Raw genomic sequence first — 13,514 nt, 5'->3', positions numbered from 1 at the left:
AATAGGAGAACACTGTGAACAATCGAGTTCGTCGTCGCCGTCGCTGCCAGCTCTCTGTACCTGCCAGCTCACTCAGAAAGATCGAGAAAGCCCTTGGTTCTGGTGTGGATCATGTGTTTCTGGATTTGGAAGATGCCGTTGCGCCGAGCAAAAAAGCTGAGGCCAGGCAGAATGCGATCGTCGCTTTCAATGAAATGGACTGGGGTAGCACGGTTCGTTGTTTTCGCATGAACGGTCTGGACAGCCACTGGGCCTATGAAGACTTGGTGACGGTAGTCGAAGCGGCCGGGCAGAACATTGACACCCTGATCATTCCCAAAGTGAAGCATGCCCGCGACGTTCACTTTGTCGAGACTTTTCTTGAGCAAATCGAACTCAAGATGGGGTTTGAGAAAAAGATCGGTCTTGAGCTGCTCATCGAAGAAGTCGAAGGCGTGGCCAATATCAATGAACTGGCAATGGCCAGCTCGCGGGTGGAGTCGCTGATGTTCGGCATTGGTGACTATACGCGCGCGCAGGGCGTGGACTTCCGGGATGCTTTCGGTAAGCCGCGCTACTACCCAGGCGACATCTGGCACTACCAACGCAGTGCCATCGCTGTGGCAGCTCGCATGGCGGGAGCTGACTTCGTTGATGGGCCTTGGGCGCTGATTCCCGACATGGAGGGCTATCGCAACGAATGCCGCATGGTCAAAACCCTGGGAGGAGTGGGCAAGTGGGCCATTCATCCGACACAGATTCCGGTGGCCATGGAGGAGTTCTCTCCTTCGCGGCAAGAGGTCGAAACAGCGGTCAGGTACCTGACTGAGTTCGAGGCTGCCAAGGCCCAGGGGATCGGTGCAATCAAGACCGCCGAAGGCGGCTTGCTGGATATCGCTGCGGTGCCGTTGCTCAAGCAGGTAATAGACCAGGCAAGGTTCTACGGCATTGAAATTCCAGGCGTTGCCTGATTCATCGCTGGAGACTCTCCGACAGCGGCCCGCATCGGTTGATACCGATGTGGGGCTGCGCTCACTACGAACTGGCCGATATGTACGACTATAAAGCCCCGCTCAAAGATTTTGATTTTGTGTACTTTGATTTACTGGACTACGAGGCGCACCTGAGTCAGTTCCCGGCTTTTACCGAACTGTCGAAAGATGTGGTGCTCAGCATTGCGACCGAAATGGCCAAGTTCGCCGAGGGGGTGCTTGTCCCTCTCTATCAAAGCGCGGATGGGGAGGGCTGCTCCTGGCACGATGGCGAGGTAAGGACCCCCCAAGGGTTCAAGGGGGCGTACCAGCAGTACATGGCATCCGGTTGGCCGGGCATGGCATTTGATCCTGCATACGGGGGTCAGGGTCTGCCGGAGTCATTGGGTTACATGACGGGCGAAATGACCGGTGCCGCCAACTGGGCCTGGCATACCTATCCAGCGTTGACGCATGGGGCGAAGAACACACTGCTGGCCCACGGCAGCGACGAACAGAAAGAGCAGTTCCTCACTCCCCTGGTATGCGGCGAATGGACCGCCACCATGTGCCTGACCGAGCCGCACTGCGGGACAGACCTGGGTTTGTTACGAACCAAGGCGCAGCCCAATGTCGACGGCTCCTACGCCATCACGGGTACAAAGATCTTCATCTCCTGCGGCGAACATGACCTGGTATCCAACATTATCCATGTCGTGCTTGCGCGTTTGCCCGACGCCCCTGAGGGGACCAAAGGCATTTCTCTGTTCCTGGTGCCAAAGTTCAATGTGCAGCAAGGCCAGTTGGGCGAGCGCAACAGTCTCAGTTGCGGCTCGATCGAGCACAAGATGGGTATCAAGGGTTCGGCCACCTGCGTGATGAATTTCGACGCGGCCAAGGGCTACCTGATCGGCGAGCCGAACAAAGGGCTCAATGCCATGTTTGTCTTCATGAACACGGCACGCCTGGGGACAGCCATGCAGGGGGTTTGCCATGCCGAGCTCGGTTTGCAGAAGTCAACCGGCTATGCGCGCGACCGCCTGCAAATGCGCTCGTTGACCGGGGCCAAGCGGCCCGATGCGCCTGCCGACCCGATCATCGTCCATCCTGATGTTCGCCGCATGCTGCTCACCCAGAAGGCTTTCGCCGAAGGCGGGCGAATGCTGGTCGCCTATTGCGCACTGTTGGTCGACCATGTCGATCATGGTCAAGACCCCCGGCAGGTCCACGCTGCCCAGGATCGCTTGTCCTTCCTGACCCCTATCGCCAAGGCTTTTCTGACCGAGGCCGGCGTCGAGTCAGCCAACCTGGCGGTGCAGTGTTTTGGCGGGCACGGCTATATCAAGGAGTGGGGTGTGGAGCAGAATCTGCGCGATAGCCGTATCGCCACGCTGTATGAAGGCACGACGGGTATCCAGGCTCTGGATCTGCTGGGGCGAAAGGTGCTGGCGACGCAAGGCAAATTGATGGCCCCGGTACTCCAGGACATGCTGGCGTTCTGTGAAGACCATGCGGGCGATCCGATGGCTGATAGCCTGAAAGGGCGCCTGGCCCAATGGCAGAGGCTAACCCAGCAGATTGGTGAGGTCGCCCAGGCCAATCCTGACGAGATGGGGGCCGCGTCTGTGGATTACCTGATGTATTGCGGCTACCTGTTGCTGGCCTACTTCTGGGCCAGGGCGACCGTCGTCGCCAAGGCAAAGCTTGCTGGAGGCACTGTCGATCAGGATTTCCACAGGGGCAAGGTGCACACTGCCGAGTTCTACTTCGCGCGCATCCTGCCTCGTACAGAAACGCTGGCTGTGACCATGCGTGCGGGGGCGACGAGCTTGATGAGCCTGGAGGCCGAGAGTTTCTTTCTGCAATGCTGATCGATGCTTGAAGTCACCCTCCGTTGTGGCCGCGCAATGCGGTTCGCCCAGGCAGAGTCATTGCCAGCCGAACGCCCTGCCAGTTTAGCGGGGCGTTCTCAGGCCAGTAGGTTGATCCCCGGGGCAACGCCGGCGGAGGGGGGCAGGTATCGATCTCCCCCCAGGCATCTTGCGTTTCAGGGCCGTACTCAAGCTTTTTCAGCTAACCGGACACTGCCTTGACGCAATGCGCTATTCAGTACCGCTTGAAGCATCGCGTGGCAAGTGGGCCGGAACTCGGCGGTGGCGGCCATATCGTCCAGCCAGGTCGGTAGCTGGTTGAGCATGGCGATCAGTACCCTCACAGCTGAGCGGTGGGCCTGATTCTCAGGCTGACCACTGAGAAGGGCGACTTCCTTTATGAAGCAGTCTTGGTACGTATCGCGCAGCTCGCGGATTCGCACCTGCTGCGCCTCGCTCAGGCAGTGCAACTCGTATTGCGCCACATGGAAATACTCGGCCATGCTGGCATGCAGTTGCAGATGCGCATCAAACAGGGCGTGCAGGCGGGCGGCGGGCGTGGCAACACGTCGGTGGTTATGCCTGGCGGCCTGTAGCAGGCTCTCGTAGAGCGCCTCGATCAGTTCGAAAAGAAGCACTTCCTTGCTGTCGATGTACTGGTAGATCGAGCCGGAGCTAATGCCCAGATGGGCGGCAAGATCACGAATGCTGACTCGACTGAAGCCGTGCTTGGCGAACAGCCGAAGGGCTTGCTGGCGAACGGCCTCATGGCGTGATGGGTAGTTGTTCTTCTCAAAGGCAGGCATGGCGACGGACCGTCCGCAGTTAGAAACCAGGCCTCCCTGCAGGAGGGAGGGGACTTATGGCGTGGACTGTCTTTTCAGCGATGGCGGAAGTCAGGTCGGCGTTTCTCTATGAACGCTTGCATGCCTTCCTTCTGGTCATGACTGGCGAACAGCGAGTGAAAAACCCGTCGCTCGAAACGCACGCCTTCGCTCAAGCCCAGCTCTTCAGCGCGGTTGACGCATTCCTTGACGAGCATCGTTGCCGGTAATGACTTCTCAGCGATGGTGTGTGCCGCGGCCAGGGTTTTCTCCAGCAGTTCGGCCGCCGGAAACACGCGGGCCACCAGGCCGGCGCGCTCGGCTTCCTCGGCGTTTAGCTGCCGACCGGTCAGGCACAGGTCCATGGCTTTGGCCTTGCCCAGCGCCCGGGTCAGCCGCTGGGTGCCGCCGATGCCGGGGATCACTCCCAGGGACAGCTCCGGCAGGCCGAAGCGGGCGTTGTCGGCGGCATAGATGAGGTCGCACATCAACGCCAGTTCGCAGCCGCCGCCCAGGGCATAGCCGGCCACCGCGGCAATCAGCGGCTTGCGCCGGTTGCCGATGCGATCTGCTGCGGCGAAGAAGTCGTCCAGGTAGATCTGCGGGTAGCTCAGCCCGGCCATCTCCTTGATGTCCGCGCCTGCGGCGAAGGCTTTAGGTGAGCCGGTAATCACGATGCAACCGATGCCGGGGTCGGCTTCCAGGTGATCGAGTGCCCGGTTCAGCTTTGCGATCAGATCGCTATTGAGGGCATTGAGCGACTGGGGGCGGTTAAGCGTGATCAGGCCAACCCGACCCTGTATGTCGAGCAAAATGGAGTCGTATTCCAAGACAATGTTCCTCGTCGTCATTTCAAGATAATGGTGTGTGTTTATGCGTGGTGCTCGGCCTGGGCGGGTCCAGGGGCATCACCGTTGCCGTTGAAAGTTGCCGTCCTGCCTCCCCGGGTCACACCTGGCAAATCTGCGTGACTCGCTGGTTCCCATATGATCCCAAGTGGTCATGGTGCAGCCCCTCCCGACAAGGGAGGGGTGTCCTGCAGTCGTCGAGCCTAGCCTTGGTTGTGAACTGATCGTGCGGCCTGGATTAGCGACTTCCGGTCTGCTGCAACTTGTGCGAGGAGACGCTATGGCAGGGCCACTGGTGGGGCTGCGAGTCATCGAGATGGGCGGAATCGGGCCCGGCCCATTCTGCGCCATGATGCTTGCTGACATGGGCGCGGAGGTGATCCGCATCGAGCGTAGGTTGGCCCAGGAAAGCACCGCCTTTGACGACATGAAGCGCAACGTGGTTGACCGCGGGCGCAAGTCGATCGCGCTGGACATGAAGCAGCAGGGAGCCGCCGAGGTGGTGCTGGCCTTGATCGAGAATGCCGATGCCCTGATCGAGGGTTTCCGCCCCGGGGTCATGGAACGCCTGGGGCTGAGTCCTGAGCAGTGCTGGCAGCGCAATCCTCGGCTGGTCTATGGACGTATGACGGGTTGGGGGCAAGAAGGGCCTCTTTCAACCTGTGCTGGCCATGACCTCAACTACATTGCCCTGAGCGGTGCCTTGCACGCGATGGGGTCAGCCGATCGTCCACCCATGCCGCCCCTGCACCTGGTCGGTGACATGGGCGGTGGTGCCATGATGCTGGCATTCGGTCTGGTGTGTGCGCTGCTCGAGACGCGAACCTCCGGCAAGGGCCAGGTGGTCGACGCTGCCATCTGCGACGGTGCTGCAAGCCTGTCAACCATGTACTACGGCATGCTCGCCCAGGGGCAGTGGACGACATCACGCGAAGAAAACCTGTTGGATGGCGGCGCCCACTTTTACGGCTGTTATGCCTGTGCAGACGGCAAATACATATCCATCGCACCCATCGAACCGCAGTTCTATCAGCAATTGATCGAGCTCTGCCAGCTTGACCCGGTGCTGTTCAAGGCGCAGTGGGCGAAGCAACGCTGGGCGGAACTGCGGCAGGCAATGGCTGAGGTATTCGCGACGCGTAGCCGTGACGAGTGGGTGCAGTTACTGGAGGGAACAGACGTTTGTTTTGCCCCGGTGTTGGACTTCCACGAGGCACCGTTGCACCCCCACAACATCGCCCGTGGCACCTTCGTCGAGATTGATGGCGTGCTCCAACCGGCGCCAGCTCCGCGATTCAGTCGCACACCTGGCGTGGCTGGGTGCGTGGCTCCCCATGACGACACGGCTGGCCTGTTGGCGAACCTGGGCGTATCGCCCGAACGTATTTCCCAATGGGCACAGGACGGCCTGTTCGGCTCGCGCCAAGGCGCGTCCTGTGAGGCGCAATCAGGCGGCAGATGACCCATCCATAACTCGTTTTTCACTCACGGAGATGACGTGACATGACTGAAGAAGAACTGCGCAACGCTCCCGTGCGCGAGCGCGGCCACGTATTCGAGCACTACGAAGTGGGACAGGAGTTCGTGCATCACTGGGGTCGCACGCTTACCGAGGCAGACAGCACCTTGTTCTCGACCCTGACGCTGCACTTCAACCCCACCTACTACAACACCGAGTACGCGCAGGCGCTGGGCTTCGAGCGTGCCCCGGTCAACCCGTTGCTGGTGTTCAACACCATCGTCGGGCTGTCGGTGGAGGACCTCAGTGAGGCCGGTGGGCCGTTCCTGGGCATCGGTAAGCTGGCCTATGGCAAGCCGGTCTATCCCGGCGACACCCTGTATGCCAAGAGCGTCGTACTGAGCAAGCGCCTGGCCAGCAACGGCATGGGCGGCCCGGTGACATGGCGCACCATCGGCTACAACCAGCGTGGCGAGGTGGTCGTCGAGTTCGAGCGAACCAACCTGGTTCGCATTGCAGGAAAGGCCGCATGAGCAGCGACGGTTATCTCACGCAAGAGCGCCTGATGATCCAGGGGGCCGCGCGTCAGTTCGCCATGGAGCGCGTGCTGCCGTTGGCCAACGCGCTGGATCCCGAGAAGGGGGTGATGCCACGTGAGTTGATCGACGAGATGGCGGCGATGGGCTGGTTTGGCATGTTCCTGCCGGAACAGTACGGCGGGATGGGACTTGGCTGCATCGAGTACTGCCTGATCGCCGAGGAACTGTCACGGGCCTGGATGAGTGTCGCTAGCCTGCTCGCCAGGGGCAATGTTCTGCATCCCGAGATACTCACCGACGAGCAGAGGCAGCGCTGGTTGCCGCGCGTGTTGAGTGGCGAGTTTCTCGGCGCGGCGGCGCTGTCCGAGCCTGGTGCCGGGTCTGACCTGGCCAATCTGTCCTGCCGCGCCACACGCGTCAGCGACGACGAATGGGAACTGACGGGTAACAAATACTGGGTGACCTTCGCCGATGGTGCGGATTTCATCATCGTCTTTGCCCGCACCAGCCCGCCGTCTTCGCCCGAGGCCAGGCACAGGGGTATCAGCGCATTCGTGGTCGAAAAAGCACGCGGCCGGTTGCCCGACAACTGCCAGGGGGCGCCGATTCCGAAGATCGGCTACCACGGCTGGAAGACCTGGGAGCTCGCCTTCGACGGCTGCCGCGTGCCGCACGCGAACCTGCTGGGCGAGGAGGGCAAGGGCTTCTACTTCGCCACCCACGGCCTGGAGACCGCACGCGCCCATACGGCGGCGCGCTCGATCGGTCTGGCGCGCGGTTCTCTGGAGGATGCAATCGAGTACGCCAAGCAGCGTGTCCAGTTCGGTAAGCCGATCAGCGATTTCCAGTTCACCCGTTTCCGTCTGGCCGACATGGCGACGCAGATCGAGGCCGCTCGGCAACTGATGTACCACGTATGCACCCAGATCGACTCTGGCAAGCGCTGTGACAAGGAGGCGTCGATGGTCAAGTTGTTCGCCTCGGAAATGTCCGAACGGGTCACCAGTGACGCCCTGCAGATTCACGGCGGCGCGGGGTACACCACGCATTGCGCGGTTGAGCGCTATTGGCGCGATGCGCGACTGACCAAAATCTTTGAAGGCACATCGGAGATCCAGATGCGGATCATTTCCGATCATTTGCTCAAGGGGTAAACCATGCAGATTTCCAAACTCACCGGTCGTGATACCTACTTTGAAGACTTCGAAGTAGGGCAGACCATGCGCCATATGCGCGGCAAGACGGTTTCAGAGGTCGAGAACGTCTTGATCACCAACCTGGTCATGAACACTGCCCAAGGGCACTTCAACGAGCACTTCATGCAGACGGTCGGGGCCAAGTTGTTTCCCCGAATCATCTCCTATGGCGGTGTGAACTTGTCGATCGTCTTCGGCCTTGCCACGCAGGACACCTGTGAGAATGCGTTGGCAGAATTGGGGATGGACAATATCAAGTTCACCAAGCCAGTGGGCCATGGCGACACGCTCTACGCCGTGACCAAAGTACTCGAGCTACGCGACGCGGATCGTGAAGATGCTGGCATCGTTCGCTTCCATCACGTCGGCGTCAACGAGCACAACGTCGTGGTTGCGGAGGGCGAACGTAGCGTACTGATCAAGCGCCGCAGCCACTGGGGGGAGCGCTAGTGGAACGCAGCGGAGCCCTCGCCGACCTTCGGGTCATCGATCTGTCGCAGATGCTGGCCGGTCCCTATGGCACTCAGATGTTGGCCGACCATGGTGCCGAGGTGATCAAGGTCGAGGCGCTGACCGGAGACATGAGCCGTCCCATGCCGCCGCATCGTGCGGACGATGAGGTCAAGGCCTTCGGCGGCTACTTCCAGAGTATCAACCGCAACAAAAGCTCAATCGCGCTGGATCTCAAGCAACCGCAGGCGCGAGAGATCCTTTTGCACCTGGTGCGTTCAGCCGACGTGCTGGTGGAGAATTTCCGTGTCGGGGTGATGGAGCGTTTCGGCCTCTCGTACGAGCGCTTGCGCGAGGAAAATCCGCGCCTGGTGTATGCCACTATTCGTGGCTTTGGCGACCCGCGCACAGGTGAGAGTCCTTATGCCGAATGGCCTGCATTCGACGTCGTGGCCCAGGCCATGGGTGGCGTCATGGGGATTACCGGGCCTGATGGCCAGACCCCGCTGAAAATCGGCCCCGGCATTGGCGACACCATCCCCGGCATGAACATGGCGTTCGGCATCCTTGCCGCCGTCCACCATGCACGACGCACTGGCGTGGGACAGTTCGTCGACGTGTCCATGGTTGACAGCATCCTGTCGGTCTGCGAGCGCATCGTGCATCAATACTCCTACCGTGGCGTTGCCCCGGGGCCGGAGGGCAACCATCACCCGCTGCTGTGCCCCTTCGGCCTGTTCCAGGCCAAGGACGGCTGGGTTGCCATTGCCTGCCCCAATGAAAGCTTCTGGGAAATCCTCACTCAGGTCATGGGACGGCCAGAGATGGCAAGCGATCCGCGCTTCAAGAACAACAACGCCCGCGCCAGCAATCGGGAAGAGGTGGTCAGTGCGATCGAGGCCTTCACTCAGCTGCACAGCAAAGGCAAGTTGACCGAGCTGCTGGGCGGCAAGATCGCTTACGGACCGGTGTATAGCGCAAAAGACATCGTCGAGGATTCGCATTTCCGCAGTCGCGACATGATCGCCGAGGTCGAGCAGCCCGGCTCTGCGACCCCTGCGAAGATTGCCGGGGTCCCAGTCAAGATGACAGTGACGCCTGGCGGGGTTCATCGCCGTGCGCCACTGCTGGGCGAGCACACCGACGAGATCCTGGCGCAGCTGGGCTTCAGTGCCGAAGCCATCCAGCAGTTGCGTGAGAAGAAGGTCGTCTGTTGATTGGCCCATTTCAGTTCGAGCCAGCTCGCCTTGTTCGATTGAGCTGGCCGGTTTGCAGAGGAGATTGTCGTGGCTGCTGAGCACTTCGATTACATCGTGGTAGGGGCAGGCTCGGCCGGCTGCGTGCTGGCCAACCGGCTTACTGCCTCCGGAAAGCACAAGGTTTTGCTGATCGAGGCGGGTGGGCCGGATAAAAACTTCTGGATCAACGTGCCGGCGGGTGTCGGGTTTGTATTGGCCAACCCGAGTTACGTCTGGCCGAACCTGACGCGTGCTACCAGGCATCTTGCCGACCGCTCCGTTGCGCTGCTGCAAGGCAAGACACTGGGCGGTAGCAGTTCGGTGAACGGCATGATGTATGTGCGCGGTCAGCGTGAGGACTATGACGACTGGTCTGCAAAGGGCTGTCCCGGTTGGTCGTGGGACGAGGTGTTGCCCTACTTCAAACGTTCAGAATGCCTGGATGAGGGCGGCAGCGAAGCCCACCATGGACGTACCGGCGAACTACGACTGAGCTGGATCAAGGACCTTCACGGCACCTCGAGCGCCTTTATGCAGGCAGCCAGGCAGGCCGGCATGCCGTTTAACGAGGACGTCAACAGTGGTCACCAGGAGGGTATCGGGTATCTGTTGGGTACCATCCATCGTGGTCGTCGCCAATCCACCGCGCGGGCATTCCTGCATCCAGTGACTCATCGGCAAAACCTTACCGTCATCACCGCCGGGTTGGTGCGACGGGTGATCTTCGAGGGGCGGTGCGCCGTGGGCGTCGAGTATGAGGACAGTAGTGGGCAGATCAATGTCGTCAACTGCCGGCGCGAGGTCATTCTCTCTGCCGGCGCGATCGGTAGCCCGCATATCCTCCAGCACTCCGGGGTTGGCGATGCCGCGTACCTGAGCTCACTTGGCATCACACCGGTAGCTAACGCACCGGAGGTGGGGCGCAACCTTCAGGATCACCTGTTCGGCCATCTGAAATTCCGTGTTCGCAAACCGAGCGACAGCCGTAACGGCTTGTTGCGAAGCAAGGGCATGATGGCGTTGCAGGCGGCGAAATGGCTGGTCAGCGGGCGAGGGGTGATGAATACCACAACCTCTCAGATCGTTGGCTTTTTCAAGTCGTGCAATAAGGTCGAGCGTGCGGATTTGCAGTTGGCCATGCGACCGCTGTCTTTCCACGTTCACAGTGATGGTGTCGTCGAAATCGATGAGATACCCGCCATCACCGTTTCCGCAATCCAGACGCGCCCCTTCAGCCGTGGCCAGGTTCGTATCGCCTCTGCCGATCCTCGTGAGCGTAGCCTGATAGACACCCATTATCTGTCCGATGAGCGCGACATCAATGTCTTGATCCGCGGGATGGAGCGTATTCGTCAGATTATGCGTCAGCCCGCTATCGCGTCGCGCATAGCCGAAGAGATCGAGCCCGGGCCCGCGGCCAATACCCATGAGGCACTGCTGCACCACCTGCGCACCACGGCGGGCACTGTCTATCACCCGTCAGGAACGTGCCGCATGGGTTCGGACGAGCGCGCCGTGCTGGATCCCAGGTTGCGGGTGCGCGGCGTCAAGAGGTTGCGGGTCATCGACGCCTCGGTCATGCCGACCATCACCTCAGGCAACACTAATGCACCCACCATCATGATTGCGGAGAAGGGCGCGGAAATGTTGCTCGCCGATAGCTGAGCCCGGCTACTCGTAGCCACCCGTGTGATCAATGAAAATGCGATAAGGAGATGGACCCCAATGTTTCTACTGAACGTTCTGCGGCACCGCATGCTGATGAAATTCTATGGCGTAGCGGCCAGGTTCATGCCCAATCCGCGTCCGATGGTATTTGCTGGAAGCGGCTCTTCGGTTCGCCTGTGTCAACTGATCAGGGGGTATGGCGTCGACCGCGTACTGCTGGTGACGGACGCGGCCCTGGTCAAGTTCGACTTGCACCGGCAGATCGTCGAGCACTTACAGAGACTGGGTGTGGAGGTGCGTGTATTCGACCAGGTCGAACCCAACCCCACCGAACAGCAGATGAATGCCGGCATTGCCATAGCCAAGGCATTCGAGGCCAATGCGGTGCTTGCCGTCGGCGGTGGTTCGCCCATGGATGCGGCGAAGATTATCGCGGCCGGTGTCACCAACGATATGCCCATTGCCAGGATGGAGGGCGCGTTCAAACTCAAGAAGCGGCCGCTGCCCTTGTTCGCCGTGCCCACTACTGCCGGTACGGGCTCGGAAGTCACGATTGCCGCTGTGGTGGCCAACACCGAGCAGCGCCGTAAGTACACCGTTGCCGACACCAAGATGGTGCCCTATGCCACGGCTCTGGACCCTGACTTGATGCTGGGTTTGCCACCCCACGTCACCGCCGCGACGGGCATGGATGTGCTGACCCATGCGGTGGAGGCCTTCATCTGTACCCGCGCCAATGAGTCGGTGCGGATCAACGCACGCGTGGCCATCGGCCTGGTATTCAAGCACTTGCGCACGGCCTATCGGTCGGGGAGCAATGTAGACGCCCGAGAAGCGATGGCTATCGCCTCTTATCATGCCGGCATGGCGATTTCCGACGTGGCAGTGGGCTACGTTCACGCAATCGCCCACCAGTTGGGTGGCCTGTATCACGTGCCCCACGGCTTGGCCAATGCCGTGATCTTGCCGCACATCTTGCAGTTTTCGAAAGACAAGGTGATCACGCAACTCGCTGAACTGGCGCTGCTTATCGGCGCGGGCGAGGAGACTGAGTCGTCCATTGTGTTGGCACAGCGTTTTATCGATGAGGTCAGGTTGCTGTCGCGCGATCTCGATATCCCCGGCGCGTTGCCTGTAATCGAGAGCAAGGACGTGCGGCTGATCGTGCAGCGTGCCATGACGGAGGCCTTCACCTTCTTCGCGGTGCCCAAATACATGAACGCCGAGGAAGGCGCACGCCTGGTCTATCAGATCAAGGGGGCTGCCTGAGGCCTTTGGATCTGTCGTCATTTCAGCATGAGGACACCAAGCATCCGATTTATTCGCTTAACCGAACCGGTGGCATATACAGGAGCTCAAAAATGACTGACGCATCAAACAAACAAGTGGTTCTGGTCACGGGTGCCTCATCGGGCATGGGCAAGGCGTTTGTGAAAGCACTGCTGGCCGAGGGGATGACGGTCTACGCTGTCGCTCGCCGGGTCGAGCTGATGCAGGACCTGGAGCAGCTAGGGGCCTTCACGATGGGCATGGACATCACCCGCGAGGCCGATGTGGAGGCGGTCGTCCAGCGGATAGAAACCACTCATGGCAGCGTTGATGTGCTGATCAACAATGCCGGGTTTGGCATGTACGGGGCGATGGAAGACATCAGCATCGAGGAAGCCCGGTATCAATTCGAGGTTAACCTGTTTGGCCTGGCTCGTCTTACTCAACGGGTGCTGCCTTCGATGCGCAGGAAGAAGAGCGGCGAGATCATCAATATTTCCTCGATGGGCGGCAAGGTCTATACCCCGCTGGGCAGTTGGTACCATGCCACCAAGCACGCGTTGGAGGGATGGTCGGATTGCCTGCGGATCGAACTGAGCGCGTTCAACATCGATGTGGTCATCATCCAGCCTGGCGTTATCGAAACCGAGTTTGGTGATGTCATGGTGGAACCGATGCTCAAGCGTTCCGGCTCCGGTCCCTACCAGGGGATGGCGCAGGCTCTGGCGAAGGCGACGCGCGCCAGCTACAGCCCCGGCAGTGGTTCCTCCCCTGATGTGATCACCGATCTGGTTCTGCAGGCGATCAAGGCCCGGAAGCCGAAGACCCGCTATGTCGCAGGCAAGTATGCAAAACCGATGATGTGCATCAGAAAATGGTTCGGTGACCGCGTGTTCGACAAGCTCGTATTGTCGACCGTAAAGTCGGCTTGAGCGAACATCGAGTCTCGCCGTGATGTCAGCACGGCGGGTGACCATCCGTCCTCCCTTTCTCCCTTGTCTAGTGCGTCTTCTGCTGCCTCCCGAACCGGCGGCCGGCCAAGTGCCGACCGCCGATTTTTCTGCGTGGCCGTGCGGCTGCGAGCGATGGCCGATATTCCGATACGTAGCGGCGCTCCCTCCCGAGAGGGGGGGGGAGCACTGTGGGAGGGGGGCTATATCCTGCGGCGTCCACTGAGCTTTTTGGCCTAGTGAGTCCGGCGG

At 60.4% G+C, this 13,514-nt stretch carries 12 protein-coding genes; 10 read left to right on the top strand and 2 right to left on the bottom strand.

Going from position 1 to position 13,514, the window contains the following annotated elements; all coding sequences use genetic code 11:
* The first annotated feature begins 14 nt into the window (after nucleotides 1-14).
* Nucleotides 15-950 carry a CoA ester lyase gene (locus FGE05_RS08955; RefSeq protein WP_139644018.1) on the top strand — a complete coding sequence of 312 codons (936 nt, stop codon included), beginning with the start codon at nucleotides 15-17 and terminating at the stop codon, nucleotides 948-950.
* Between the two features lie 80 nt (nucleotides 951-1,030).
* Nucleotides 1,031-2,821, top strand: a complete 1,791-nt coding sequence (locus FGE05_RS08950) for an acyl-CoA dehydrogenase C-terminal domain-containing protein (protein ID WP_139644016.1) — start codon at nucleotides 1,031-1,033, stop codon at nucleotides 2,819-2,821.
* A 188-nt stretch (nucleotides 2,822-3,009) separates the two neighbouring features.
* Here FGE05_RS08950 and FGE05_RS08945 read toward each other — a convergent pair whose 3' ends face one another.
* Both FGE05_RS08945 and FGE05_RS08940 read right to left on the bottom strand, forming a co-directional pair.
* Nucleotides 3,010-3,627 carry a TetR/AcrR family transcriptional regulator gene (locus FGE05_RS08945; RefSeq protein ID WP_139644013.1) on the bottom strand — a complete coding sequence of 206 codons (618 nt, stop codon included), beginning with the start codon at nucleotides 3,625-3,627 and terminating at the stop codon, nucleotides 3,010-3,012.
* A gap of 74 nt (nucleotides 3,628-3,701) precedes the next feature.
* Complete coding sequence (locus tag FGE05_RS08940) at nucleotides 3,702-4,475, bottom strand: enoyl-CoA hydratase (protein WP_176562993.1); 774 nt, start codon at nucleotides 4,473-4,475, stop codon at nucleotides 3,702-3,704.
* Between the two features lie 298 nt (nucleotides 4,476-4,773).
* Between FGE05_RS08940 and FGE05_RS08935 the strand changes: the two genes are divergently transcribed.
* The 8 genes from FGE05_RS08935 (at nucleotide 4,774) to FGE05_RS08900 (ending at nucleotide 13,244) form a co-directional block, all read left to right on the top strand.
* Nucleotides 4,774-5,955, top strand: coding sequence for a CaiB/BaiF CoA-transferase family protein (locus FGE05_RS08935; RefSeq protein WP_139644007.1), 1,182 nt, complete (start codon nucleotides 4,774-4,776; stop codon nucleotides 5,953-5,955).
* Between the two features lie 41 nt (nucleotides 5,956-5,996).
* Nucleotides 5,997-6,485: a MaoC family dehydratase gene (locus FGE05_RS08930; protein ID WP_139644005.1), complete on the top strand. Its 489-nt coding sequence runs from the start codon at nucleotides 5,997-5,999 to the stop codon at nucleotides 6,483-6,485.
* Nucleotides 6,482-7,645 carry an acyl-CoA dehydrogenase family protein gene (locus FGE05_RS08925; RefSeq protein ID WP_139644003.1) on the top strand — a complete coding sequence of 388 codons (1,164 nt, stop codon included), beginning with the start codon at nucleotides 6,482-6,484 and terminating at the stop codon, nucleotides 7,643-7,645. The genes FGE05_RS08930 and FGE05_RS08925 overlap by 4 nt, the downstream gene beginning before the upstream one ends.
* Nucleotides 7,646-7,648: 3 nt before the next feature.
* Nucleotides 7,649-8,137, top strand: a complete 489-nt coding sequence (locus tag FGE05_RS08920; RefSeq protein ID WP_139644000.1) for a MaoC family dehydratase — start codon at nucleotides 7,649-7,651, stop codon at nucleotides 8,135-8,137.
* Nucleotides 8,137-9,354, top strand: a complete 1,218-nt coding sequence (locus FGE05_RS08915) for a CaiB/BaiF CoA-transferase family protein (RefSeq protein WP_257225618.1) — start codon at nucleotides 8,137-8,139, stop codon at nucleotides 9,352-9,354. The genes FGE05_RS08920 and FGE05_RS08915 overlap by 1 nt, the downstream gene beginning before the upstream one ends.
* 69 nt (nucleotides 9,355-9,423) lie before the next feature.
* Nucleotides 9,424-11,040, top strand: a complete 1,617-nt coding sequence (locus tag FGE05_RS08910) for a GMC family oxidoreductase (protein ID WP_139643994.1) — start codon at nucleotides 9,424-9,426, stop codon at nucleotides 11,038-11,040.
* 60 nt (nucleotides 11,041-11,100) lie between these two features.
* Complete coding sequence (locus FGE05_RS08905; RefSeq protein ID WP_139643992.1) at nucleotides 11,101-12,312, top strand: iron-containing alcohol dehydrogenase; 1,212 nt, start codon at nucleotides 11,101-11,103, stop codon at nucleotides 12,310-12,312.
* A 92-nt stretch (nucleotides 12,313-12,404) separates the two neighbouring features.
* Nucleotides 12,405-13,244 carry an oxidoreductase gene (locus FGE05_RS08900; RefSeq protein ID WP_139643989.1) on the top strand — a complete coding sequence of 280 codons (840 nt, stop codon included), beginning with the start codon at nucleotides 12,405-12,407 and terminating at the stop codon, nucleotides 13,242-13,244.
* Nucleotides 13,245-13,514: the final 270 nt, after the last annotated feature.

The sequence above is a fragment of the Pseudomonas sp. ICMP22404 genome (assembly GCF_006227205.1).
Taxonomy (GTDB): Bacteria; Pseudomonadota; Gammaproteobacteria; order Pseudomonadales; family Pseudomonadaceae; genus Aquipseudomonas.
This window is presented reverse-complemented; position numbering and strand designations above follow the sequence as displayed.